Source organism: Pseudomonas sp. AC242, from assembly GCF_979258655.1.
Genome location: NZ_OZ409873.1, coordinates 3558278 through 3583416, shown reverse-complemented (window position 1 = coordinate 3583416; position 25139 = coordinate 3558278). Strand labels below are relative to the sequence as shown.

At 58.5% G+C, this 25139-nt stretch carries 24 protein-coding genes and 1 pseudogene; 16 read left to right on the top strand and 9 right to left on the bottom strand.

Annotated elements, in window-relative coordinates:
* Positions 1 to 15: 15 nt before the first annotated feature.
* The 3 genes from ACZZ0A_RS16050 (at position 16) to ACZZ0A_RS16040 (ending at position 3265) form a co-directional block, all read left to right on the top strand.
* The gene (locus ACZZ0A_RS16050; RefSeq protein WP_007910504.1) at positions 16 to 1266 is read left to right on the top strand and encodes a lipoprotein-releasing ABC transporter permease subunit; all 1251 of its coding nucleotides are present in this window, start codon (positions 16 to 18) and stop codon (positions 1264 to 1266) included.
* A complete protein-coding gene (gene lolD / locus ACZZ0A_RS16045; protein ID WP_007910506.1) occupies positions 1259 to 1957 on the top strand; it encodes a lipoprotein-releasing ABC transporter ATP-binding protein LolD in 699 nt (232 codons plus the stop codon). The genes ACZZ0A_RS16050 and lolD overlap by 8 nt, the downstream gene beginning before the upstream one ends.
* 63 nt (positions 1958 to 2020) lie before the next feature.
* On the top strand, positions 2021 to 3265 hold the full coding sequence (locus tag ACZZ0A_RS16040; RefSeq protein ID WP_034156425.1) for a lipoprotein-releasing ABC transporter permease subunit: 1245 nt from the start codon (positions 2021 to 2023) through the stop codon (positions 3263 to 3265).
* Between the two features lie 119 nt (positions 3266 to 3384).
* Here ACZZ0A_RS16040 and ACZZ0A_RS16035 read toward each other — a convergent pair.
* Positions 3385 to 4730, bottom strand: a pseudogene (locus tag ACZZ0A_RS16035) (heavy metal sensor histidine kinase).
* Complete coding sequence (locus ACZZ0A_RS16030; protein WP_007910514.1) at positions 4730 to 5410, bottom strand: heavy metal response regulator transcription factor; 681 nt, start codon at positions 5408 to 5410, stop codon at positions 4730 to 4732. The pseudogene ACZZ0A_RS16035 and the gene ACZZ0A_RS16030 overlap by 1 nt, the downstream one beginning before the upstream one ends.
* Positions 5411 to 5578: 168 nt before the next feature.
* On the opposite strand from ACZZ0A_RS16030, the gene copI reads away from it, so the two are divergent.
* Complete coding sequence (gene copI / locus ACZZ0A_RS16025) at positions 5579 to 6106, top strand: copper-resistant cuproprotein CopI (RefSeq protein ID WP_007910516.1); 528 nt, start codon at positions 5579 to 5581, stop codon at positions 6104 to 6106.
* A 61-nt stretch (positions 6107 to 6167) separates the two neighbouring features.
* Positions 6168 to 6998 carry an NADPH-dependent 7-cyano-7-deazaguanine reductase QueF gene (gene queF, locus ACZZ0A_RS16020; protein ID WP_414915694.1) on the top strand — a complete coding sequence of 277 codons (831 nt, stop codon included), beginning with the start codon at positions 6168 to 6170 and terminating at the stop codon, positions 6996 to 6998.
* Positions 6999 to 7170: 172 nt separating this feature from the next.
* On the opposite strand, the gene ACZZ0A_RS16015 is transcribed toward queF, so the two are convergent.
* The gene (locus ACZZ0A_RS16015; RefSeq protein WP_007910520.1) at positions 7171 to 7434 is read right to left on the bottom strand and encodes a DUF4404 family protein; all 264 of its coding nucleotides are present in this window, start codon (positions 7432 to 7434) and stop codon (positions 7171 to 7173) included.
* Positions 7435 to 7542: 108 nt separating this feature from the next.
* A complete protein-coding gene (locus ACZZ0A_RS16010; RefSeq protein WP_463543448.1) occupies positions 7543 to 8163 on the bottom strand; it encodes an HAD family phosphatase in 621 nt (206 codons plus the stop codon).
* Positions 8164 to 8361: 198 nt separating this feature from the next.
* On the opposite strand from ACZZ0A_RS16010, the gene ACZZ0A_RS16005 reads away from it, so the two are divergent.
* Positions 8362 to 9051, top strand: a complete 690-nt coding sequence (locus ACZZ0A_RS16005; RefSeq protein ID WP_007910522.1) for an MlaA family lipoprotein — start codon at positions 8362 to 8364, stop codon at positions 9049 to 9051.
* 52 nt (positions 9052 to 9103) lie between these two features.
* Here the strand turns inward: ACZZ0A_RS16005 and ACZZ0A_RS16000 are convergent, their stop codons facing one another.
* Positions 9104 to 9403 (bottom strand): PilZ domain-containing protein, encoded by a 300-nt coding sequence (locus tag ACZZ0A_RS16000; RefSeq protein ID WP_123377049.1) that lies wholly within the window; start codon positions 9401 to 9403, stop codon positions 9104 to 9106.
* A 275-nt stretch (positions 9404 to 9678) separates the two neighbouring features.
* On the opposite strand from ACZZ0A_RS16000, the gene rssB reads away from it, so the two are divergent.
* Positions 9679 to 10860 (top strand): two-component system response regulator RssB, encoded by a 1182-nt coding sequence (gene rssB / locus ACZZ0A_RS15995; RefSeq protein WP_042705031.1) that lies wholly within the window; start codon positions 9679 to 9681, stop codon positions 10858 to 10860.
* Entirely contained in the window at positions 10860 to 11342 is a 483-nt protein-coding gene (gene rssC, locus ACZZ0A_RS15990; RefSeq protein WP_003226553.1) for an anti-sigma factor antagonist RssC, read from the top strand. Before rssB ends, rssC begins: the two co-directional genes overlap by 1 nt.
* Before the next feature lie 216 nt (positions 11343 to 11558).
* Here rssC and tal read toward each other — a convergent pair whose 3' ends face one another.
* Positions 11559 to 12485, bottom strand: coding sequence for a transaldolase (gene tal, locus ACZZ0A_RS15985; protein WP_007910528.1), 927 nt, complete (start codon positions 12483 to 12485; stop codon positions 11559 to 11561).
* Positions 12486 to 12686: 201 nt separating this feature from the next.
* A complete protein-coding gene (locus tag ACZZ0A_RS15980) occupies positions 12687 to 13643 on the bottom strand; it encodes a glycosyl hydrolase family 5 (RefSeq protein WP_123377048.1) in 957 nt (318 codons plus the stop codon).
* A gap of 294 nt (positions 13644 to 13937) precedes the next feature.
* Between ACZZ0A_RS15980 and ACZZ0A_RS15975 the strand changes: the two genes are divergently transcribed.
* The 8 genes from ACZZ0A_RS15975 (at position 13938) to ACZZ0A_RS15940 (ending at position 23705) form a co-directional block, all read left to right on the top strand.
* Positions 13938 to 14378: a low molecular weight protein-tyrosine-phosphatase gene (locus tag ACZZ0A_RS15975; protein WP_007910532.1), complete on the top strand. Its 441-nt coding sequence runs from the start codon at positions 13938 to 13940 to the stop codon at positions 14376 to 14378.
* Positions 14379 to 14417: 39 nt separating this feature from the next.
* The gene (locus ACZZ0A_RS15970) at positions 14418 to 16646 is read left to right on the top strand and encodes a polysaccharide biosynthesis tyrosine autokinase (RefSeq protein ID WP_007910534.1); all 2229 of its coding nucleotides are present in this window, start codon (positions 14418 to 14420) and stop codon (positions 16644 to 16646) included.
* Between the two features lie 40 nt (positions 16647 to 16686).
* Entirely contained in the window at positions 16687 to 17769 is a 1083-nt protein-coding gene (locus tag ACZZ0A_RS15965; protein WP_463543447.1) for a glycosyltransferase, read from the top strand.
* Between the two features lie 15 nt (positions 17770 to 17784).
* A complete protein-coding gene (locus tag ACZZ0A_RS15960) occupies positions 17785 to 18897 on the top strand; it encodes a polysaccharide pyruvyl transferase family protein (protein ID WP_095114315.1) in 1113 nt (370 codons plus the stop codon).
* The gene (locus ACZZ0A_RS15955; protein WP_095114316.1) at positions 18894 to 20126 is read left to right on the top strand and encodes an MATE family efflux transporter; all 1233 of its coding nucleotides are present in this window, start codon (positions 18894 to 18896) and stop codon (positions 20124 to 20126) included. Before ACZZ0A_RS15960 ends, ACZZ0A_RS15955 begins: the two co-directional genes overlap by 4 nt.
* A complete protein-coding gene (locus ACZZ0A_RS15950) occupies positions 20117 to 21220 on the top strand; it encodes a hypothetical protein (protein ID WP_016986717.1) in 1104 nt (367 codons plus the stop codon). The genes ACZZ0A_RS15955 and ACZZ0A_RS15950 overlap by 10 nt, the downstream gene beginning before the upstream one ends.
* Positions 21221 to 21232: 12 nt before the next feature.
* Positions 21233 to 22282 carry an acyltransferase family protein gene (locus ACZZ0A_RS15945; protein ID WP_007910542.1) on the top strand — a complete coding sequence of 350 codons (1050 nt, stop codon included), beginning with the start codon at positions 21233 to 21235 and terminating at the stop codon, positions 22280 to 22282.
* A 292-nt stretch (positions 22283 to 22574) separates the two neighbouring features.
* Complete coding sequence (locus tag ACZZ0A_RS15940) at positions 22575 to 23705, top strand: SGNH/GDSL hydrolase family protein (protein WP_463543446.1); 1131 nt, start codon at positions 22575 to 22577, stop codon at positions 23703 to 23705.
* Between the two features lie 120 nt (positions 23706 to 23825).
* On the opposite strand, the gene ACZZ0A_RS15935 is transcribed toward ACZZ0A_RS15940, so the two are convergent.
* Positions 23826 to 24230: a phosphohexomutase domain-containing protein gene (locus tag ACZZ0A_RS15935; protein ID WP_414915698.1), complete on the bottom strand. Its 405-nt coding sequence runs from the start codon at positions 24228 to 24230 to the stop codon at positions 23826 to 23828.
* Between the two features lie 29 nt (positions 24231 to 24259).
* Positions 24260 to 25093 carry a UTP--glucose-1-phosphate uridylyltransferase GalU gene (gene galU / locus ACZZ0A_RS15930; protein ID WP_007910549.1) on the bottom strand — a complete coding sequence of 278 codons (834 nt, stop codon included), beginning with the start codon at positions 25091 to 25093 and terminating at the stop codon, positions 24260 to 24262.
* Positions 25094 to 25139: the final 46 nt, after the last annotated feature.

Sequence of the window (25139 nt, the reverse complement as noted above, 5' to 3'; positions counted from 1 at the left end):
CGAACAAGCCCCGACATGTTCAGACCTCTCTTCGTATTTATCGGCACGCGTTATACCCGTGCAAAGCGTCGCAATCATTTTGTGTCATTCATTTCCCTGACTTCGATGATCGGGCTCGCCCTTGGCGTGGTCGTGATGATCGTCGTGCTCTCGGTGATGAATGGCTTCGATCATGAGATGCGCACCCGCGTGCTGGGCATGGTGCCCCACGCGACCATTGAATCCACTGAGCCGATCAACGATTGGCAAAGTCTGGCCAACAAGGTCAAGCAGAACCCGCAGGTGACGGCGGTTGCGCCGTTCACCCAGATGCAGGGCCTGCTGACCAATAACGGTCAGGTGTCCAAGGTGTTGCTCAACGCCATCGACCCTGCGCTCGAGCGCAACGTGTCGATCATCGACAACTTCATGAAGCAGGGCAAACTCGACGATTTGACGCCGGGCAGCTTCGGCATCGTCATCGGCGACAAGGCCGCGACCAAGCTCGGCGTGGGCATCGGTGACAAGGTCACCTTCGTCGCGCCGGAGGTCAGCGTGACCCCGGCCGGGATGTTCCCGCGCATGAAGCGCTTCACCGTGGTCGGCATTTTTCATGTCGGCGCCGGCGAACTCGATGGCTATCTGGGCGTCACCAACCTGCAGGATCTGGCGAAGATGCACCGCTGGAAGCCTGATCAGGTGCAGGGCATCCGCCTGAAGTTCGACGACCTGTTCCAGGCACCGCGCGTAGCATGGAACATCGCCCAGCAACTCGGCGAAGATCATTACTACGCCCGCGACTGGACGCGCACCCACGGCAATCTGTATCAGGCGATCCGCATGGAAAAAGCCATGATCGGTCTGCTGTTGCTGCTGATTGTCGCCGTAGCGGCGTTCAACATCATTTCCACGCTGGTGATGGTGGTCAACGACAAGAAGGGCGACATCGCCATTCTGCGCACCTTGGGCGCGACGCCGGGCACGATCATGCGCACGTTCATGGTGCAAGGCACGGTGATCGGTGTGGTCGGCACGGCGATTGGTGCAGTGGTCGGGATTTTCGCGGCGCTTAATGTCAGCGCGGCGATCTCGGCACTGGAAGGCCTGATCGGCCACAAATTCCTTAATGCTGACGTGTATTTCATTGATTATCTTCCGTCGCAGGTGCAGAGCCAGGATGTGGTCATGGTCTGCGCGGCGGCGTTGGTTCTGAGTTTCCTCGCCACCCTGTATCCCGCCTGGCGTGCCGCGCGCACCCAGCCGGCGGAGGCGCTACGTTATGAGTGAGTCGGGCATGAGTGAACAAGCAATCTTGAGCTGCCGTAATCTGGGCAAATCCTACGAGGAAGGCCCGGAATCGGTAGAGGTATTGGCCGGCCTGCAACTGGAGTTGCACCCGGGCGAGCGTGTGGCGATCGTCGGCACCTCGGGTTCGGGCAAAAGTACCTTGCTCAACCTGCTCGGTGGTCTGGACACGCCGACCAAGGGCAGCGTCTGGCTCGACGGCGAAGAGTTGTCGGCACTGAGCGAGAAGAAGCGTGGCCTGTTGCGTAACCGTGCGCTCGGTTTCGTTTACCAGTTCCACCACTTGCTGCCGGAATTCACCGCACTGGAAAACGTCTGCATGCCGCTGCTGATCGGCAAGACGCCGATCCCGGAAGCCCGTCAGCGTGCCACGGCACTGCTGGAGCGCGTTGGCCTCGGTCATCGTCTGGAGCACAAGCCGGCGGAACTGTCCGGTGGCGAGCGTCAACGTGTGGCCATCGCTCGCGCCCTGGTGAACAAGCCAGGCCTGGTGATGCTCGATGAGCCAACCGGCAACCTCGACTCCCACACCGCCCAGGGCATTCAGGATTTGATGCTGGAACTCAGCACCTCGATGCGCACGGCGTTCCTGGTGGTGACTCACGACATGAACCTGGCTCGCCAGATGGACCGCGTCTTGCACCTGCAAGAAGGCTGCCTCACGCCTATCTGATTGGCTGAAACCCGACGTCTGTAAAGGCGTCGGGTCTTTTATTTTTATACGGTGCCCCAGCGAATGTTCAGACCGTTATCGATCTTTATCGGCACGCGCTATACCCGCGCCAAGCGCCGCAATCGCTTTGTTTCGTTCATTTCGATGACTTCGATGATCGGCCTCGCCCTCGGCGTGCTGGCGATGATCGTGGTGTTGTCGGTGATGAACGGCTTCCAGCGCGAAATGAGCTCGCGCATCCTCGGCATGGTGCCGCACGCGACCATCGTCGGCGTCAAGCCGATTGATGACTGGCAGCCGGTTGCTGCCGCCGCGATGAAAAATCCTGAGGTGACTGCCGCCGTGCCGTTCACTGAGATGGAAGGCATGCTGTCTTACAAGGGGTTGATGCAGCCGATCCAGATCAGCGGCGTTGATCCGGCGCAGGAAGGCAAGGTCTCGATCGTTGCCCAGCACATCGTGCAGGGCCGTCTCGATGCGTTGAAGCCGGGAGAGTTCGGCGTGGTGATTGGCGAAATCACTGCGCGGCGTTTCCGCCTCAATGTCGGCGACAAAATCACCCTGATCGTCCCGGAAGTCAGTACTGCGCCGGGCGGCATCACCCCGCGCATGCAGCGTCTGAACGTGGTCGGTGTGTTCAAGGTCGGCGCTGAGCTGGATGGCTCCATGGGCCTGATCCACGTCGCCGATGCCGCGACCATGCAGCATTGGGAGCCGAATCAGGTTCAGAGTGTGCGACTGGCGGTCAAAGACCTGTACGCCGCACCGAAAGTCTCCTCGGATATCGCTGCCGGTTTGGGCGCGGACTTCAAGGCTGACGACTGGACCCACACCCAGGGCAGCCTGTTCAGCGCGATGAAAATGGAAAAAACCATGATCGGCCTGCTGTTGCTGATGATCGTCGCGGTGGCGGCGTTCAACATCATCGCGACCCTGATCATGGTGGTGAACGACAAGGGCGCGGACATCGCGATTTTGCGCACCATCGGCGCCACGCCACGGCAGATCATGGCGATCTTCATGGTGCAGGGCACGGTGATCGGCATTGTCGGTACGATCATTGGCGGCGTGCTGGGCGTGATCGCCGCGCTGAATGTCAGTCAGATCGTGGGCTGGATCGAGCGAGTCAGCGGGCAGCACATCTTCAGTTCGGATGTGTATTTCGTCAGCAATTTGCCGTCGGAATTGCAGGGTGGGGATGTGCTGTTGATTTGCTCGGCGGGCTTTATTCTGAGCTTCCTGGCGACGGTGTATCCGGCGTGGCGGGCGGCGAAGATCGAGCCGGCTCACGCCCTGAGATATTCGTAAGCGACTCCATGCTCGTTCCCACGCTCTGCGTGGGAACGCCTCAACGGACGCTCCGCGTTCGGCTCTGGAAGGGACGCGGAGCGTCCCGGGCTGCATTCCCACGCAGAGCGTGGGAACGATCAGGTTCGAGGCAACTCAATCACAAACCGCGTCCATCCCGCCTCTGATTCGCAATGAATCTGCCCACCATGGGCGCGGATGATCGACTGAGTAATCGCCAATCCCAACCCCGCATGCTCACTGCTGCCTTCCTGCCGCGCCGGATCGGCCCGATAAAATCGATCAAACAGGCGTGGCAACAACTCCGCAGAAATCCCCTCGCCACTGTTCTCGACTGAAATGCGTACCGCGTTCGGTTGATCAACGATCCGCAGGCTCACATAGCCCTCAGCCGGGGTAAACCGCAGCGCGTTATCCAGCAGATTCGACAAGGCCCGGCGCAACATACTGCGATCACCCTCGATCCGCGCATTGCCCTCACGCGTCAGTTTGACCCCGGCGTCCTCCGCCAGCGGCGCAAAAAATTCCAAAAGCACATCTGTTTCATCCGCCAGTTCCAGCGGTTCCCGCTTGGGCATCAGCAAGCCATGATCGGCCTTGGCCAGATACAACATGTCGTTGACCAGTTGTGCCATCCATTGCAGTTCTTCGAGGTTGCTGTGCAGCGCTTCGCGGTAGTCCTCGATCGGCCGGGGGCGGGTGAGGGTGACCTGAGTGTGGGTCAGCAGGTTCGACAGTGGTGTACGCAACTCATGGGCAATGTCGGCGGAAAACGCCGAGAGCCGCTGAAACGAGTCGTCGAGGCGTGCGAGCATGGCGTTGAAGCTGTGGGCCATTTCCGCAAGTTCTGGCGGCATTTGCGCTTCGGGCAGTCGCGCATTCAGCGATTGTGCGGAAATCCCACGGGCGACTGCACTCATGCGTCGCAATGGCCGTAAGCCGCTGCGTGCTGCCCAGGCACCGAGCAACGCCGTCGCCAGCGCTGACAACCCGACGGTCAGCCAGATCAGGTGCTGCATGCGTTGCAGGAAGTGTTGGTGATGGGTGATGTCCAGCAACAAGGACAGTTGCGGTGAATCGGCTTTGTCCGGGTAGAGCGGGGCGTTAAGCACGCGGTAATCGGTGCCGTCATGGCTGATGGTCGACAGGCCGGATTGTTGCGGCAAATCCTGGGGATTTGCGTCGAACTGTCATACCAGCGCTGGCCGTCAGTGCCGGTAATGCGCAATGACAGATCGGCCTGACGGCTCAGCTCATCCGCCAGCCGTGCTTCACGTTGACCGGGCTGAAGATCCTGCAAGGCGCGGCGCAGGCCGATTAGTTTGCCGTCCAGCTGTTGCTGGTCGAGTTCGATAAAGTGCGCTTCGCTGGCGCGGTTGAACAACACCCCGGCGAACAGCGAAACCACAGCGGTGCAAGCGGCAAACAACAAGGCCAGGCGCGAACTCAGGGACAGTCGGCGCATCAGGCGCCACGCTCTTCGAGCACGTAACCCATGCCGCGCACGGTGTGGATCAGTTTGTTGGGGAATTCGTCGTCGATCTTCAGGCGCAAACGGCGGATCGCCACTTCGATGACATTGGTATCGCTGTCGAAATTCATGTCCCAGACCTGTGAAGCGATCAGCGACTTTGGCAGCACTTCGCCTTGGCGACGCAGGAGCATTTCCAATAGTGCGAATTCCTTGGCCGTCAGGTCGATGCGCTGGCCGCTGCGTTCGACGCGGCGACGGATCAGATCCAGGCGCAAATCGGCCAGTTGCAGGCTGGTTTCCTGGGTTGTAGCACTGCCGCGACGCAACAGGCTACGTACCCGCGCCAGCAGTTCGGAGAAGGCGAACGGTTTGACCAGGTAATCGTCGGCGCCCAGTTCGAGGCCGTGAACCCTGTCCTCTACGGCGTCTTTGGCTGTCAGAAAAAGTACCGGCGTATCCAGCCCGGCGCTGCGCACCGCTTGCAGGATCTGCCAGCCACTGCGCCCTGGCAGCATCACGTCGAGGATCAGCAGCGCGTAATCACCACTCAGCGCCAGATGCTGACCACTGTTGCCGTCGGCCACCAGTTCCGTATTGAACCCGGCCTCGGTCAGGCCCTGACGCAGGTATTGGCCGGTTTTCGCTTGGTCTTCGACGATCAACAGTTTCATGGGCGACTCGGGTGGGTTCGGGGGTGTTGTAGTCACGAAAGCTTTATACCGTGAGCGCTGGCGGCAAACGCCAACCTGACAAAGTTGTAATCTGCCTGTCAGGTAGATGCCAGCGCCGGCCGGCTAAAGTTTCCCATAAGCTGAACCTTATCTTGTTGGAGAACGACCATGTTTTTACGCCAATCCCTGGCCATCTGTTTTTTGGCAATGAGTTCGACGGCGTTTGCAGCACCCGCGCACACCTATGATTTCGGCCAGCCAGCACCAGCCGCCAAAGCCTCGCGCAGCATTGAAGTGGTGATGGGCGATATGTCCTTCGATCCCAAGGCGATTCAGATCAAGGCCGGTGAGACCGTTCGTTTTGTGCTGGTGAATAAAGGCCAGTTGTTGCACGAATTCAACCTCGGTGACGCGGCGATGCATGCCAAGCACCAGCAGGAAATGTTGCAGATGCAGCAAAGCGGCATGCTGACGCCTACCGGCATGAAGGAAATGTCCCACGATATGGCCGGCATGGATCACGCGGCGATGGGCCATGGCATGAAGCACGATGATCCGAACAGCGTATTGGTCGAACCGGGTAAAACCGCCGAGCTGACCTGGACCTTCAGCAAGGCCACCAGTCTGGAATTTGCCTGCAATATTCCCGGGCATTATCAGGCGGGCATGGTCGGCAAACTGACGGTCAGTCAGTAAGCACTCAAAGGCGCGGGCAAAGGCTGGTAGAATCCGCTGATTATTCAGTCAGGTTTCCGCCATGCATCCCGCAGCCGAACATTCGCCGCTGGGCAAATCCAGCGAATACATCGCCACGTACACGCCGTCCTTGCTGTTCCCGATTCCGCGCACCGCGAAATGGGCCGAGCTGGGCCTGACCGCCGACACCCTGCCGTATAAAGGTGTGGATTTCTGGAACTGCTTCGAGCTGTCGTGGCTGTTGCCATCCGGCAAGCCAGTGGTGGCGATCGGCGAATTCAGCATCCCGGCGGATTCGCCGAATATCATCGAGTCGAAGTCGTTCAAGCTGTATTTGAACTCGCTGAACCAGACGGCGTTTGCCGACGTGGCGTCCTTGGAAGCGACCCTGATCAAGGATCTGTCGGCCGCCGCCGGCAAACCGGTGGGGGTGCGCGTTCGCAGCCTCAAGGACGTTGAAGCGGAAGGCGTTGTGGCGTTGCCGGGCGTGTGCATCGATGATCTGGATATCAGCGTCAGCAACTACGAGCATCCGCGCCCGGAACTGCTGCGTTGCGATGAGTCGCGGATTGTCGAGGAGACGGTGTATAGCCATCTGCTCAAATCCAATTGCCCGGTGACCAGTCAGCCGGACTGGGGCACGGTGGTGGTGGAATATCGTGGATCGGCACTGGATCACGCCAGTTTGCTCGAATACATCGTCAGCTTCCGCCAGCACTCGGACTTCCATGAGCAGTGTGTTGAGCGGATTTTCCTCGACTTGCAGCGCTTGCTGAAACCAGAAAAGCTGACGGTGTTTGCACGTTACGTGCGTCGCGGTGGATTGGACATCAACCCATATCGCAGCACCGAAAGCGTACAGCTGCCGAATCACCGCCTCGTGCGTCAATAAAGATCAACTGTAGGAGTGAGCCTGCTCGCGATAGCGGTGTGTCAGTTGACGATGATGTTAACTGACACACCGCTATCGCGAGCAGGCTCACTCCTACAGGGGAACGCATTGCCAAAGTTGAAATGAAAAAGCCCTGCCATCGCTGGCAGGGCTTTTTGCGTTTCGGGGAGAATCAGATCCCCATGCTGCCCAGCGCATTAACGATGTTGCGCAGGGTGCCGGCAATGGCCGGATGTTCGAGTTCAAAGCGATCAACCGCCAGATTGACGCCGTCAGCGATGCTGGCGTCTTGAGTGGCAGTCTCCAGTTGAATTTCGGATTCAATCTGCGCCATCAGCGCATGCAAATCCTCACGCTCGGCTTCCGACAGCGGCGGATTCTGCTCCAGCTGCTCGCGCAGGGTATCGAGCTGTTTTTGCAGTTCTTGGGCGGGCATGGTGTTTTCCTTTTATCAATAGGCACTGGCATTGACCGCAGCCGCGCGCCAAAGGTCTATGGCTGACCTTTAGATTAATCCACTCCCGGCAAACCTGCATGATCCCGATCAGGGCTTTTCGCCTTTGTGACGGCGCAGGCTGATGTCGGCCAGGCAGGTGTCGAGTTCACCCAAGTGATCGATAACCGAATGCACGCCGAGGCCGAACAACTGCATCGTCGCCTTGCCACGCAGTTGTTCGCGTTCTTTCTGGCTCAGCGCTTGCCATTCGCCCGGCGCCAGGCCGCACAGCGAGCCGCAGGAGGCGAGACCGATCGTCCACAGACCGGCGTTAAGGCCCGATTGGAGCAAGCGCGGCTCACCACTGACCAATACGCAGCCGTCCAGACTGCTGACGTTCAGGTCCATCAGGGCCTGCCAGCAAGCGTTCGGTGCAGGCCATGGATTGATTGTTGCCGAATGTTGCGCAGGTTTGATCCACGCCGGCAGTGAGGCCGACAAGGACCGGGCGAGGGCAGGGGGCAGTTCATCCAGCCAGACACAGGGAATCTGCTGGCGCTGCAAACTGTGCAAACTGTCGAATGCGCCTGGTGTGGCTTCAGCGTATTCAGGCAGGGCGATCGTCTGTTGCCGGGCACGGGCACCGAAATCCACCAGGCAACCGCTGAGTCCAAACAGTACCGCGGTCAGTCTGGGCGCGGCGACGGGCAAGGTTTCGGCGTGTGTCATGGCAACATCCCTGAAATAACGATCAGGCTAGGGCGTATCAGTGACAGTTGGATGACAGCGGTGTGAAGGGCGATGCACGAAGCGTCCTACAGACTGCTGCATTGCGCGGACTGTCCAAACGGGCTTTTACGCTTATACTAGCGACCTGAATAGCCGGGCCCAGAGGTCCGCGACAGTACCATTCCAAGGAGTTTTTCTATGCGCTGGAGCAATCCGCTCGCTCAGCTTTGTTTATGTGCCGGCCTGTTGCTGGCTCCGTTCGCCACTCAGGCGGCAACGGAAGAAGACCCTTGGGAAAGCGTTAACCGTCCAATTTTCCAGTTCAACGACTTCGTTGATACTTACGCGCTGAAGCCATTGGCGCAGGGCTATGAGTTCGTCACACCGCAGTTCCTCGAAGACGGCATCCACAACATGTTTCGCAACGTCGGTGACGTCACCAACCTTGCCAACAACATCCTGCAAGCCAAACCGGCTGCCGCTGGCGTCGACACCGCTCGCCTGATCTTCAACACCACCTTCGGCCTGCTCGGTTTCTTCGATGTCGGCACCAAGATGGGCCTGAATCGTAGCGACGAAGACTTCGGTCAGACCCTCGGTTACTGGGGCGTCGGCAGCGGTCCGTATGTGATGCTGCCGCTGATGGGTCCGAGCACCTTGCGTGACGCACCGTCTAAATACGTCGACAGCTACACCGGTATGTACCGCTACATCGACCACGTGCCTACGCGTAACTCGATCTTCGGTCTGAACATCGTCGATACCCGCGCCAGCCTGTTGTCTAGCGAGAAGCTGATCAGCGGCGACAAATACACCTTCATCCGCAATGCCTACTTGCAGAACCGTGAGTTCAAGGTGAAGGATGGCCAGGTCGAAGACGATTTTTAATCTCGACCGATAAAAACAAAGGCGACCTCAGGGTCGCCTTTTTTGTGTGTAGCTATTTCATCTTCAGGATGGTCAGGCCGAGCTTTTGGCCGCCGCCATCCTGTGCACTGACCCAGACCACTTCGGTCTCTGCCTCAAGGCCGCGGAGTGCGGCGAGATCGGAGTCGATGCGTACGCTCAAACGGTCGCCGACCGCGAACCGACGCGGCGCTTCGACCTGCATGCCACTGCTGGAGAGGTCGATGCACACCCCTGAAATCTGATCGCCTTCATGAATCAACACGATATCGGCATCGACCCGCATGCGGATGAAATCGCGCTTTTCGCTGTAGTCCCGACTGGTTTGACTCATGGTTACGTCCTTCCATTGGGTTACGGTTTGAGCTGTTCTTATAACTCTCGGTGATTTGACAAGTAAAGTCGTCAAGCGACCATCGGCGCATGCTTGAAACGCTCTGCGGATGGGAGTACCGTCTGCGCCTTAGAAGGGCACCTCTGATGTAACCGCGTTTGCAGACAATGCTCGAAAGCGGTGCAGCAGAGAGGCTAGAAAGCGAATCCAGTAGTCTGCGCAGGGCCCGATGCCCCGCCAACTACGCCAACCTAATTCTGGCGCCGTTTGCCCACATGCCAAAAACCAGTGCCACGCTGCTGATAATCGATGATGACGAAGTAGTGCGCGCGAGCCTCGCGGCCTATTTGGAAGACAGTGGTTTCAGCGTCCTGCAGGCCAGCAACGGCCAACAGGGTCTTCAGGTATTCGAGCAAGAACAGCCCGACTTGGTCATCTGCGATCTGCGCATGCCGCAGATGGGCGGTCTCGAACTGATCCGTCAGGTTACCGAGCGTTCACCGCAGACGCCGGTGATCGTGGTGTCGGGTGCCGGCGTGATGAACGACGCGGTCGAGGCTCTGCGCCTGGGCGCGGCGGACTACCTGATCAAGCCTCTCGAAGATCTGGCTGTGCTCGAGCACTCTGTGCGCCGGGCCCTGGATCGTGCGCGCCTGCTGGTGGAAAACCAGCGCTACCGCGAGAAGCTGGAAAAGGCCAACCGCGAGCTTGAGGCCAGCCTCAACCTGCTCCAGGAAGACCAGAACGCCGGTCGCCAGGTGCAGATGAACATGCTGCCGGAAAGCCCGTGGAGCATCGACGAGTTCAAGTTCGCGCACCAGATCATCCCGTCGTTGTACCTTTCGGGTGATTTTGTCGACTATTTCCGTGTCGACGAGCGCCGGGTCGCGTTTTACCTGGCGGACGTCTCCGGTCATGGCGCCTCTTCAGCCTTCGTCACCGTGCTGCTGAAGTTCATGACCACGCGCTTGCTGTTCGAATCCAAGCGCAACGGCACATTGCCGGAATTCAAGCCTTCGGAAGTCCTTGGTCATATCAACCGGGGGCTGATCAGTTGTAAGCTGGGTAAACACGTCACAATGGTCGGTGGAGTCATCGACGAGGAGACCGGTTTGTTGACCTATAGCATCGGCGGCCATCTGCCGTTGCCTGTGTTGTACACGCCTGACAGTGTTCGTTATCTCGAAGGGCGTGGTCTGCCGGTGGGGCTGTTCAATGAAGCCACCTACGAAGACCACGTGCTTGAGCTGCCGCCGACATTCAGCCTGACGCTGATGTCCGATGGCATTCTGGATCTTTTGCCAGAACCTACGCTCAAAGAAAAAGAAGCCGCTTTGCCTCAACGGGTGAAGTCGGCGGGCGGCAGCCTGGATGGTCTGCGGCAAGTGTTTGGATTGGCCACGCTAGGGGAGATGCCGGATGATATCGCCCTGTTGGTGTTGAGCAGGAATCTTTAATGAGTACCGGTAGAATCCAGTTCGCCGAGCAGGACGGCACCTTCGTCCTGAAGTTCGTCGGTGAAGTTCGCCTGACCCTGTGTTCGGCGTTGGATGCGACTATTGAGAAAATCTTCACCGCGCTGAATTTCAACGCGATCGTGATCGATTTGACCGAAACCCGCAGCATCGACAGCACGACATTGGGCCTGTTAGCCAAACTGTCGATCCTGTCGCGGCAGAAGGTCGGCCTGCTGCCGACCGTCGTCACCACCCACGAAGACATCACCCGTCTGCTGCAGTCGATGGGCTTCGAGCAGGTGTTCAACATCGTCAACCACCCGGTGCCATGCCCGGAGTGCCTGGACGACCTGCCGGATCAGGACCAGTCGGAAGAAGTGGTGCGGATCAAGGTGCTCGAAGCGCACAAGATCCTCATGGGCCTCAACGATTCCAATCGTGAAGCGTTTCATGATCTGGTGAATGCCCTCGAGCGGCATTGATCCGCTGAATTGAGGGTAGGCCCTGCTGGCCTCATCGCGAGCAGGCTCACTCCTACAGGGTTCTTCATTCGACACACAATCGCGATCAGACCACAGATCCCCTGTAGGAGTGAGCCTGCTCGCGATAGCTCTCGCAAGAACACTGATGTAATCCAGCGCACACAAAAAAGGGCGAACCTGTGAAGGTTCGCCCTTTTTGCATTTCACCCACTCAAATCACAGCTTGGCCTGCAACAGCGCCTCAAGCTTCTCCTGGTCGCGAGCAAACTGACGAATGCCCTCTGCCAGTTTCTCGGTGGCCATCGCGTCTTCGTTGGACAACCAGCGGAACTGCGCTTCATTGAGGCTCAGACGGGCTTCACCGGCGTTGCCTGGGGCCAGTTTGCGCTCCAGCTTGCCGGTATCGGCCGCCAGCTTGTCGATCAGGTCCGGGCTGATGGTCAGGCGGTCGCAGCCGGCCAGTTGCTCGATCTGATTGAGGTTACGGAAGCTCGCGCCCATGACCACAGTTTTGTAGTCATTGGACTTGTAGTAATTGTAGATGCGGGTAACCGACTGCACGCCCGGATCATCGGCGCCGGTGTAGTCGTTGCCATTGGCCTTCTTGTACCAGTCGTAGATGCGGCCCACGAATGGCGAAATCAGGAACACACCCGCGTCGGCGCACGCGGCAGCCTGTGCGAAGGAGAACAGCAGGGTCAGGTTGGTCTGAATGCCTTCCTTTTCCAATACTTCGGCGGCGCGGATGCCTTCCCAGGTCGAGGCGATCTTGATCAGTACGCGATCACGACCGATACCGGCCTTGTCGTACAGCTCGATCAAGCGATGTGCGCGTTTCAGCACGGCATCCTTGTCGAACGACAGGCGCGCATCCACTTCGGTGGAAATACGGCCCGGGATCACTTTGAGAATTTCCTGACCCACCGCGACGCCGAAACGGTCACTGGCCAGGCCGACATCGCCCTTGCAGTCGCTGACGCAGGCGTTCAGCAGCTCGGCGTAGGCCGGAATGGCCGCCGCTTTGAGCAGCAGGGAAGGGTTGGTGGTGGCGTCGACCGGTTTGACTCGGGCGATCGCTTCGAAGTCGCCGGTGTCGGCAACCACGGTGGTGAATTGTTTGAGTTGTTCCAGCTTGGAAGTCATGGGCGTGCTCTGTCCTATGGGTCTGATGACATTACCCGAGCGCTGACGGCCACTCAAGGGTAGGTGCGTGTATCGATGGCCCCTGCGGCAACAACCTGAAAACAATTGTTTGAAAGGCGGGGCGCGGTATCGATGAATACGATGCCAAAACGGCCAACAGGTTCAAAGCAACCGACCTGCGTACAGATCGGTTGCGCAGGACTACCCGGCGTTCAACAGGGCTTCGACCGACATGCGCGCCGGTTTCGGCTGGCCGTCAGAAGTCAGCAGGCCGAAGTTCTTCTCGCGATCGTTACTGCCGGAATCGCTGTTCTTCCATTCGTAGATGGAGGTCAGCGGGATATTGAGTTTTTTAACATCGCCAATAAACGCGTTGATCTTGCTCGCTTGTCCTTCCGGCCCGCCATTGGAGGTGAGCGCCGAAATCCCCCATTCACTGATGATCCCCGGCAGATGGAAGTTTTGCTGAATGAAGTTTTGCGCGTTGCTGATCTGCGTGGCGGTCATGCCGTAGGGGTGATAGGACACCGCGCTCAGGCATTTGGGATATTCGCTGACGATGCGGTTCAGCGCCACGGTTGAAGCCGAGCCGGCGCTAGGTGGGCGGGCGAAGCCGTAGCCGATCACCGGTGTCGATGGCGGTTGCGCCTGCAACGCCTTGCACACGCCGCTCATGAACGGCACAAACGTCGTGTCGAACTTGCCTGTCGGCCAGTAGGTTTCCAGATCGGGTTCATTCCATAGCTCGATCGCCACCAGTTGCTTGCCGTACGACTGTTGCAGCCCTGTCACGGCGTTGCCGAAGCCTTCACCGGCGGAGGTCAGCTCTGCGCTCGATGTGGCCGGTAACGGCTTGATCGCGCGGACCGTCAGCAACACCGGCAGGCTCGCCGATTGCGCCACCGCAAAGGCGTCGCTGACCTGTTTCTGATAAGCCTTGGCCGTCAGGCTGTCGCTCCACACACCGAAGCGGACAAACCCGAAGCCAGCCGATTTGATCTGCGCGGCGTCGGCGGCCGTGAAGTTCTGGATCTTTACTTGTACGCCGATGTTCTTGGCCGGAAGGTTGGGAAACAGCTCGCTGGCGTGAAGCTGGGTCGTAGCCCCCGCCATCATTAACGCCAAAGCGCCGAGTTTTTTGAGAGGTGTTGATTTCATGTCTGTTCTCCCGAAGAGAAGTGACAACTGCGAATAAATGATCTCGTTTCACAATTTTCGAGTGAGGTAATGGCACTTAGTGCACGAATGTTATTTTTTGTCGGAAAACAATCACTCGAAAATCACAGTTATTTTTAGTCCGCTAATTGTGGTTGGGGGGCTTTTAAACGCTGTGGTACTTAATACTTCGGTACTAACAGGGCGAATCTATTTCTGAGTGCAGGAAGATCTTGAGGGTTCATTCAATTGCTCTCGAGATGTTGGCCGTTTGACATTACACAGGAAAGTAAAACCTTGTTCAGAAAGATCCTTGTCGTTTGCGTGGGCAATATATGCCGTAGTCCGACGGCAGAACTGATGCTGCGTAACGCGCTGGCCCCTTCAGCGATCACCGTCTCCTCCGCAGGCCTGTCGGCGCGGGTTGGCGAGGGTGTCGAAGCTTCCGCCCGGCAAGTGCTGGAAGACCATGGGCATAGCGCCGAAGGCTTCAGGGCACGGCAACTGACCGCCGACATCGTCAATGAATCAGACCTGATTCTGGTCATGGAAAAACAGCATGTTAATCAAGTACTGAAGATTGCCTCTCACGCCAGAGGCAAAGTGTTTCTGCTCGGCAAGTGGCAGAGCGAGCGCGAAATACAAGACCCGTATCGTCAAGGCAAGGCCGCTTTTATTCATGCCCATGCATTGATTGAAGATGCTGTTAGCTCATGGGCGCAACGCCTCGCGCGTTGATAAATATTCTTCAGATCAATGAATGGTAAGAACAGACTTATGCAGTTACCGTCCGTCATCGGCACCCGCGACAATGATCAAGACAGTATTGATCTTCTCGGCATATTCGGCAGTTTGATCGACCAGAAATGGTTGATCGGGGCGCTCACCGGCGCCTTTATGGTCACCGGTGTGGCCTATGCAGTGTTGGCCACGCCCGTGTACCTGGCCAATGCGCTGGTGCAGGTCGAGCCGAAAAAGAACGACATGCTAGGGTTTTCCGACCTCAATAGCATGCTCGGCGGGCAATCACCGTCGGTGACCGAAATCGGCATCATCAAATCCCGCGCGGTGATCGGCAAAACCGTCGACGACTTGCGCCTGGACATCGATGTCACCCCCAACACCTTCCCGATGATTGGCGGCTTTCTCGCCCGGCGTTATCGCGGCGAGACCGAGACCAGCGTCGCTGCGCCGCGTTTCGGTTTGACCAGCTACGCCTGGGGTGGTGAACGCCTGGAGTTTGCCCGGCTGAATCTGCCGAAAGAACTGTTGGGCAAGAAACTCACCCTGATTGCTGGCGAACAAAAGCGCTTCCAGTTGCTCGATGACAACGACAACCTGCTGGTAGAAGGCACGGCGGGCGAAGCCTTCGCGCAGGATGGCGTAGAAGGGCAGATCACTCAATTGTTGGCTAACCCAGGTACGCGTTTCGAAGTGGTGCGCAACCCGCGAATCGTGACCATTCAGGGTTATCAGGACGCGCTGGACATCTCCGAGCAGGGCAAGGAATCGGGGATTATCAAACTGGCGCTGGCCAGCAGCGACGCCGCTGAAGCGGTGAAGATCCTCAACAAGATTGCTGCGCTGTACGTCGATCAGAACGTGCGTCGCACCTCGGCGGAAGCGGCGCAGAGTCTGGCTTTCCTGCAAAGCCAGTTGCCGCAGGTCAAGCGTGATCTGGCCAAGGCCAGCGATGCGTTGAACGCCTACCAGACCCACGGCAAGACCGTGAACATCTCGCTGGAAACCCAATCGGTGCTCGGTCAGTCGGTAGCGCTGGAAACGCGGATCTCCGAGCTGAAAATGCAGCAGGCGGAGATGGATCGCAAGTTCACCAAACAGCACCCGGCCTATCGCGCGTTGATGAGCCAGATTGGCGAACTGACCCAGCAACAGAAATCGCTGGAAGGCAAAGTCGGTGATCTGCCCGCGACGCAGCAGGAATTGCTCAACCTGACCCGCGATGTCGAAGTGGCCTCGCAGATCTACACGCAGTTGCTGAACAAATCCCAAGAGCTGGACATCGTCCGTGCCGGCGCGGTGGGTAACGTGCGGCTGGTCGACGCGGCGGATGTCGACCTGACCAGTCCGGTCAAACCGAAAAAAGCTCTGATCGTTATCATCGCCACCTTCCTCGGTGCCTTCGTTGGTGTGGCGCTGGTGCTGCTGCGTAAATCCCTGAGCCGTGGTCTGGAAGGCCCGGAGGCCATCGAGCAACTCGGTTTGCCGGTGTACGCGTCGATTCCGTACAGCGCCTTGCAGGATGAAGAAGACAACAAAAAAGGCCGCGCCCGCGACGGTGTCGACAAACCGGCGTACCTGCTGGCCCTGCGTAACCCGACGGATCTGTCGATCGAATCGATTCGCAGCCTGCGCACCTGCCTGCACTTCGCCGGGCTCGATTCGACCAACAACCGCATCATGATTTCCGGGCCGAGCCCGCAGGTCGGCAAGACCTTCGTCTCGTCCAACCTCGCCGCCGTCATGGCCCTGAGCGGCCAGCGCGTGGTGCTGATCGATGCCGACATGCGCAAAGGACACCTGCACAAAACCCTCAACACGCCGATCACCAACGGCTTGTCCGACCTGCTGGTCAAGCGCTGCAGTATCGATCAGGCGATCAACAAAATCGAAGTCGACAACCTGCACTTCATCAGTCGTGGTCAGGTGCCGCCGAATCCTTCCGAACTGTTGATGCACGCCAACTTCCGCGAGCTGCTGGCGGAACTGAGCGAGCGCTACGACCTGGTGATCATCGATACGCCGCCGCTGCTGGCGGTGACCGATGCGGCAATCGTTGGCCGTGAAGCCGGGATCAGCCTGATCGTTACGCGCTTCGGGGTGAACCCGGCCAAAGAGATCGAACTGACCATTCGCCGCTTCGCGCAGAACGGCATCGAGCTCAAAGGCGCGGTGTTCAACGGCGTCGAGAAGCGCGCCGCCAGCTACTACGGCAACGGCGGCTACGGCTATTACAACTACGAATACGCGTCCGACAAATCCTGACTGTCAGCGACTGTTTTTTCCTGTTTGAAGTGGGTGATTTGTGAAAAAAATACTGCACGTGGCAGAGACGATCAAAGGTGGCGTCGCGACGGTGATCCGGACGATTTCGGCTTCGCCGGAAGGCGACGCGGCGAACTACGAGCTGGTGTATCTGGTCCCGGAGGATCAGGCCAAAGAGTTGCACGGCATTGGCGAGCAACAGATCCGCACCTTTCCCCGCACCGGGCGCAATGTACCGTCGTTGCTGCGTTTCGCCTGGCGCCTGACCCAGGTCATGCTCAAGGAAAAACCCGACGTGGTGCATTTGCACAGCACCTTTTCCGGGGTGATCGGCCGTTGCGTGTGTGTGCTGCTGCGACCGTGGCGCAAGCCGAAAATCGTCTACTGCCCGCACGCGTTTTCGTTCCTGATGGAAAGCTCGCCGACCAAGCAGAAAGTCTATGCGTGGATCGAGCGAGTACTGCAGAAAGTCACCGACGTGATCATTTGTGTCAGCCAGTACGAACTCGACAAAGCCGCACGCTTCGGCATCGAGCGCAAGCGCATGAAGCTGATCTACAACGGCATTCACCGCAAGGATGACGCGCCGAAAGCGGCGAGTCCTGAGCCGATTCATCTGCTCTTTGTCGGTCGTCTCGATTACCAGAAAGGCTTCGACGTGTTGCTCAAGGCCTTCGCCAATGTGCAGCGCAAAGACTTGAAGCTGACCGTGGTCGGCAGCGCGGTGAACGAGGACGCGGTGGAGTGCCCGCCGATGGACTCTGTTGAATACCTGCCATGGGTCACGCCGAGCGAAGTGCAGGCGCTGTATCAGCAAGCCGATGCGCTGATCGTGCCGAGTCGCTGGGAAGGTTTCGCCATGGTGCCGCTGGAAGGCATGGCCATGGGCTTGCCGGTGATCGCCAGCAACTGCACGTCGCTGCCTGAACTGGTCACCAATGAAGTCTCCGGTTATGTCTTCCCGTCCGGTGATCACAAGGCGCTGGCCGATGTCCTGACGATCATCCAGAAGCCGCGCCTGCTCGACCTCGGCAACCAAGGTCGGAGCATCGTCCGCGAGCGTTTCAGTGCCGCGTTGATGATTCGCCAGACCTACGACCTGTATCGCGCTCCCACTTTTTAAGTAGAACTCAAGCATATGAACGTAACGATTTTGCATGGCTACAGTGCGTCCAACTCCGGTGACGGTCTGCTCGTCGATCTGGCCATCGCGCTGGTGCAGCGCAACTTTGGTGAAGACACCGCGATCAGTGTCGTGGCCTCCGATCCGGACTCTTTCAGCTACTTGCCGCACCCGCGTTTCGACGCGCCGGTGATGGCGGCCAAAGGTTTGGGCCGGGTCAAGCAAGCGGTGTTCCTTAATCAGTCCTACGCCGGGCTGGCGGATCTGTTGAAGAAAACCGACCTGATCGTCGGTGTCGGCGGCGGCTACATGCGCTCGAAAAGTGCTTTCGAACACATCAAGCTGAAACTCGGCCACGCCAAACAACTGGAAACCGCGATCCTCAGCAAAGTGCCGTCGGTGTACCTGCCGCAAAGCATTGGCCCGTTCCACGGCGAGAGCAGCAAGATCGTCGAGCATTACGCCAGTGCTGATGCGGTGTTCGTCCGCGACAATCGCTCTTCGGCGATTTTCGATGCCTGCGCCAACGTCTACCGCGCGCCGGATCTGGCCGTGCAGTCGTTGGCGAGCAAAATCCTCCAGCAAGCAAAATTCACCCGCTGCGCGTCTTCGCCAGCCACCGTGTGCGTGGTACTGCGCAAGCCGCCGGAGTGGAGCAAGGAAAAGAAAGTCGCTTACGTGGCCAATCTGAAGTTGCTGCTGCAGCGTTTGAAGAACAAAAGCAAAGTGGTCTGCGCCGTGCAGAGCGCGGTACGCGGCAACGATGACGGCGCGTTCTATCGCGAACTGGGCATCAGCGAAGACTTGTTGTCGTTGAAGGCGACGATTGCCAAGTATCAACCGGACCTGGTGATTTCCGTGCGTCTGCACGGCGCCATCGAATCGCTGCTCTCCGGCGTGCCGGCGTACCACATCAGCTATGAACGCAAAGGCTTCGGCGCCTATCAGGACATGGGCGTGGAAGATTGGGTAATCAACGGCGGCGACATCAATGTCGACACCATCATCAACACGGTTTACGCGCCGAATGCACTGTCGGATTTCGGCAAGCGCCTGACTGACACCTGCCGTGAAATCGAAGCGAAAACCGTGGCCATGGACGACATCATCAAGGGTGTCGTTCGATGATATTTCGGCTGCTGCTTCGCGGCGGAGCGTTAGGCGCGAAGTTTTTGCTGGTGTTGGCGATCACCCATTACCTCGGTTATGAGGCGCTGGGCTTTTACGGTGTGGTGGTCGCGGCGTCGCTGATTGCGTCGAAGTTCTACAGCGTCGGTTTCAGTTCCGAGATCAACCGCTTGATCAGCGTCGGCGGCAGTTCTCGCCGCGTGGTCGATAAAGTTCTGCTGCTGTATCTGGCAGTGGGGCTGGTGCTGTCGGTGGTAACGGTGTTGATTTATTCGCTGTTCCAGACAGTCGAAGCGACCGCCACGCTGATTCTCTGCGTGACCTTGGTGTTGCTCACAGAGCACCTGTCGTTCGAGATCAACTCGTTCGTGTTTTCCGCGCAGAAAGCCACGGCCGGCGCATTGCTGTTCTTCATCAAGACCGGTCTCTGGGCGGTGTTGGCGGTGGGCGGGATGATGCTCGGTTGGGTCTCGGGAATCGCCAGCGTATTGTGGCTGTGGGTCGCCGCCAACGTGCTGGTGATCATCGCCGGTTACTTGATCGTGGTGAACGTTCATCACGGCCGAGAAGCCGGGACACTGGCCACCGCCACTGTGTGGAAAGCGGGACTACCGTTTTACCTCGGCACCGGGTTGATCGCCTTGAGTCAGTACGCCGAGCGGTTTCTGATCGCCGACCTCGAACCGTACGCCAAACTGGGTCAATACGTGTACGCATGGTCGGCGGCGAACACCTTGCAGGCGTTGTCTTACGCGGTGGTGGCGGTGGTCGGGATTCCGCTGTTGGCCAAGCGTTTTCAGGCGGATCAACAGCCGTTCACGGTCAAGCAACTGTTCATCAACAAGTGGGTCATGCGCTCGCTGGTGGTGTCGGCGGCGGTGGCGGTGGCGATCTATGTGTTTTTCAACGTGGTGCTCGATTACGTCGCTACCAGCGTGCCGCGCCCGGATAACGGCATTCTTGGCGTGCTGATTTTTTCCTTCGCCTTACGGGCGATTGGCGACATTGTCTGGGGCGGTTTGATTGCCTCGAAAAACAGTCGGGTGTCGCTGGCCAGTGCGGCGATTTGCCTGCTGGTGTCAGTGCCGGTCAGCTATCTGCTGATCAAGCATTATTCGATTTACGGCGCGGCGTGGGGCAATGTCTTCGCGATCATCGTGCAGCTTGTGGTGATTGCTGTGCTGACCCGTGCGACCCAGGCGAAAAAGGCCGCATTGTCATGGGCCTGAAGCTGCCGTGCATCGAGTTTCGTGGCAAGCGACTCGATTCGTATGTGTCGTTCCTGATCCTCTTCACCGGGCTGTTTCTGTCAGTGGCCATGCCGCTGCTGATCCCGCGTGATCCGGGTCCGGATGCGATGACCTTGTGGTCGTCTTACGCGCGTGCCGACAACTGCAATTTCTGGAACCCGTTCTCGCCGGATCGCTCGTCCTACGAGTGTTCGGCATTCCTGCTGCGGCCCACCGGGATCAACCTGACCAATGCCTGGGCCTACGGCATGTTCTGCAATTTTTTCCTCACGGCGATACCGGTGGTGGTGTTTCGGCGCATGCCGTTGGCGATCTTCGGCACCCTGTGTCTGTGGGGCATTGTGCGTTCGTTTTTCCTCGAGAACCTGACCAAGGAAATCATCGTCTCGGTGGCGGTGTTGAGCATTTTGCTCAGCTCGCTGACGCGCAAATATCGCGGCGGATTTTTCCTCTCGGCAGTGATCTACGGTGTGCTGATCCGGCCTTACTGGATTTTGTTTTCGCTGTCGTGGGTCGGCGTCTGTGTGATGAAAAAGTATGTGTCGCGCACGACGTTCTTTCTGATGCTGTTCCTGTTTTATCTGGCGGTGGCGATGTCGATCCAGCTCGCCCTGGGCTTTCCGGTGTCATCGATTCGCGCCAGTAACAACGAACTGCGCACGGCGGGCGAGGAGGGCTCGAAATCGTTGATCGTGTCGTGGCTCAGCGGCAGCGACTTCGTTTCGCAGGCGCTGGACTCGATGATCATTTTCTTCCGGCTGTCGTTCCCGGTGGAGCTGATTCTGCTCTCGGGGCCAGGTCAGGTGATCTTCGTCGCGTTGATGATCATGACTGCGTTGCTGCTGTTCAAAGTCATCACTTCGACCGATTACAAAGGCGCGCCGATCCAGACCAAACCCAAGGAACTGATCGCGATCCCGCTGGCGTTTCTGCTGGTGCAAGGCCTGTTCGAGCCGGACTTCGGCTCCTTCGCCCGGCACTTCTCGATGGTGGTACCGGTGTTGTTCGTGGGCCTGGGCTTGATGCTGCGGGCGAACAAACCGGTGCAGGTTGAATCACGAATTCTGAATTGAGGCAGGTGCTTTATGTCGAGCAAGAAAAAGTCCCTGGAGATCGAAACCCTGCGTGGCCTGGCGTGCCTGTTGCTGGTGCTCTATCACGTCATCGGGCCGTTGGGCGGCGGGCTGAAGATCGATATCGGCTCGCCGTTCCGGGTGATCGCCGATTCGATGGTCTACGTGCGCATGCCGTTGTTCACGTTTATTTCCGGGTACATCTATTCGATCTACAAAATTCGCGGCAATGACTTTTCCGCGTTCTTCAGCGGCAAGGTGCGCCGCTTGATCGTGCCGCTGTTTTGCGTCGGCGTGCCGTTCTCGGTGTTGCAAGCGGTGGGGCCGGGGGTGAACAAGGATGTCGGGGTGATCGACGCGTTGTTGTCGTTCTGGGTGCCGATCAACCACTTCTGGTTCCTGCAGGCGGTGTTCATCATTTTCATGTTCGTCGGGCTGCTGGAGTGGCGCGGGATGCTGCGCTCGGCGACGCGGTTGTATGGGTTGTTCGCGTTTGCTGCGCTGTTGTTTCTGCTGCCGCCGTTCAAGTTCGATGCGTTCGGAATTAACGGCGCGATTTATCTGCTGCCGTTTTTTGTCGCGGGGATGATTGGCCAGGAGAATGTCGACGCGCTGAAACAGCGCTTCAAGGTGATCGGGCCGCTGGTGTTTGTACTGATCTCGTTGACGCTGTTGTATGTGGCGGCGATTGATCGCGAGTTGATTGTTGATCGTCGCAGTTTGATCGGTCTGACTGTCGGTTGCGTGTCGTGCATCGCCTTGCTGTCGAGTGATATGCGCTCGAAGGCGCTGACCTGGCTCGGTGGTTATTCCTACGCGATCTTCCTGTTTCATGTGCTGTTCGCGGCGACGTCGCGGTTTGTGCTGGGGCGGTTGGGGGTGAAGGATGAGAGCTTGCTGGTGCTGGGTGGTTTGAGTTGTGGCTTGCTCGGGCCGGTGGTGTTGTCGATGGTTTTCAGTCGGTTCAATTTCACTTCGGTGTTGTTTCTTGGCGAGCGCGCGGCGAAGAAGAAACCCTTGGTGCCTGCCACCCCGGTGGTGCAGACCCAATCATCCCTGTAAGTCACACCATCCCTGTGGGAGCTGGCTTGCCAGCGATAGGGTCGGGTCAGATACAAATTTGTTGCCTGACCCACCGCTATCGCTGGCAAGCCAGCTCCCACAGGATTTCTCGGTGTACACAGATTTAGCGGGTGACCGCGATAAATGTAGGCCTTCGCCTGCTCGCGATAGCGTTGCGTCAGTCAATGCATTTGTATTGGATAGACCGCTATCGCGAGCAGGCTCACTCCTACAGTTGATCTGTGTACATCCCGGCACTCAGTGGGCCATTCCAGACTGAAGGAAATTTTGCATGGTGGCAGTAGATGATGCGCAACCCGTCGCAGCGTCGGTGGTTCAGGTGGGCGATGCCCGCGAGCGATTCGCGCAGTGGCGTGAAGGCAAGGCCGGCAAGGTGTTGTCAGTCTCGGTAATCGGTGACAGCTACACTGCCGGGCAGGATTTCTACCTGAACAAACTGGTGCAACGCGTGGCCGGGGAGGTCGGTTTTGCCGGGCCGGGTTACGTCGGTTTCAACCACGGTGCCGCGCTGGGCGGCACGCATTTCAAATACACCCGCAGCAGTGACAAGTACTTTGGCGGTGACTGGAAGGTTTCAGAGTTGGGCCAGGCGAGCCCGGACAGTCGCACGGTAACAGGCCGGCCCGGCGCTTGGCTGCAAGTGGATGCCAACCCGACGCCGCGCATCGATACGGCGGTTACTCAGGCGAAATTGCTTTACCTGGGCACTGGCGAATCCTCCGAGATCCGTTACCGCTGGTCACCTTCAGAAGATTGGCAGCCCATGACGCTGACAGGTGCGGGGGTTCAGGAAGTGCCATTGGCAGGCCTGTCTGCAGCGAAAGACTGGTCCTTCAAACTGGAAGTGGTGAAGGGCGCACCGACGTTGTTCGGCCTGTGGATGAGCAACGATCAGAACGGCGTGCGGGTCTCGAAACTGGCGGCATCGGGCGCAGCGTCTGCGGATTTCTATCACAAGGATCCGCAATGGCAGGTGCAGTGGAAAGCTGCCGTGTCGAAGATCCCCGCTGATGTTTACCTGATCATGCTCGGTGGCAACGATCAGGGCTTCGGCGTTAAACCCGCGCAGTACTTGCAGAATGTTCAGGGGCTGGTGGGCATGCTGCGTGAGATTCAACCGCAGGCGAGCATCAACCTGATCATGCGTCAGGACACCACGCGCTCCAGTGCTTACCCGATGTCGGCGTACGCGCAGGTGCTTGAACCGTGGGCACGTGAGCAGCATCTGGGTTATGCCAACCTGCAATGCGCGTTCGGGCCGGACGTCAAACGCTACGCGGCGGCGATGATTGGCCCGGACAAGATTCATCCGGTGCCGGCCACGGGCGGGAAGGTCATTGCCGATTATTTTTATGGCTGGATCACTGGCACCCAAAGCGGTTGCGAAGCTTCGCCACACTGATCGTTCCCACGCTCCGCGTGGGAATGCCGCCCGGGACGCTCCGCGTCCCCTCGCTGTGTGACGCAGAGCGTCACTGGATGCATTCCCACGCAGAGCGTGGGAACGATCAGGTGAGGGGAGTTATTCGAAGGCGTCGACCTGCTCGAGCAACTCCGCAATCTTCTGTGGCATCAACCGCGTATCACAACGGGTTTCCACGTTGATGATGATCGCCGGGTCGTTACAGCAAATCCGCACGCGAAAGCGCCAGTCGCTGAAGATCACCTTCAGCCCATCACTGTCATCCATCTCCAGCGCCTGCTCGCCGTACAGCTTTTTCAAATGCGCGAGCAGCGGATAGGGATCGCGTAGCGGCCGGCGAATGTCCCCGGACGCGGGAAACACGCCAATCCGCTCCACCAGCAGAATCGTGCCCAGCCAGGACTCGTTGGCGCTGGGCAACGGCTGATGGCGTGACAGCCAGCTCATCACCCCGAGGTTACCCACCTCGCGTTCAATCTCTACGGAATGTTGTGCAATGTTCATGGTGGCCTCGTTGAGTGATGGGAGCCGTCTCAGCGGCCCTTGAGATAGACGTTTTCGTAGCAGAAATTGGTCGCCTGCAAGTAGCCCTCGGCGTCACCGCAGTCAAAGCGCAGGCCTTTGAACTTGTAGGCCAGCACGCAGCCGTTCTGCGCCTGTTTCATCAGCGCGTCGGTGATCTGGATTTCGCCGCCCTTGCCCGGTTGGGTGTCGGCGATCAGGTCGAAGATGTCCGGAGTGAGGATGTAGCGACCGATGATCGCCAGGTTCGACGGCGCGTCTTGCGGGGCCGGTTTTTCTACCATGTTGTTGACCCGGTAGATGCCGTCGGACATCAGCTCGCCGGCGATCACCCCGTACTTGTGGGTCTGGTCGGCCGGGACTTCCTGGATGGCGACGATCGAGCAGCGGAACTTCTTGTACAGCTCAATCATCTGCGTGAGTACGCCGTCACCTTCGAGGTTCAGGCACAGGTCATCGGCCAACACCACGGCAAAGGGTTCGTCGCCGATCAGCGGACGACCGCTGAGAATCGCGTGACCGAGGCCCTTCATTTCCACCTGACGGGTGTAGGAGAAGGTGCAGGTGTCGATCAGCTCACGGGTGCCGGCGAGGAATTTCTCTTTCTCGGTGCCGCGGATCTGGTGTTCGAGTTCGTAGCTGATGTCGAAATGGTCTTCCAGCGCACGCTTGCCGCGACCGGTGACGATGGCCATGTGTTGCAGGCCGGCGTCCCGTGCTTCTTCAACGGCGTATTCGATCAACGGCTTGTTGACGATTGGCAGCATCTCTTTAGGCATGGCTTTGGTGGCCGGCAAGAAACGCGTGCCGTAGCCGGCAGCGGGGAACAAACATTTACGAATCATAAAAGTATCCTGGACAGTCATGGAACACAGGCGACAGATGCGCGCA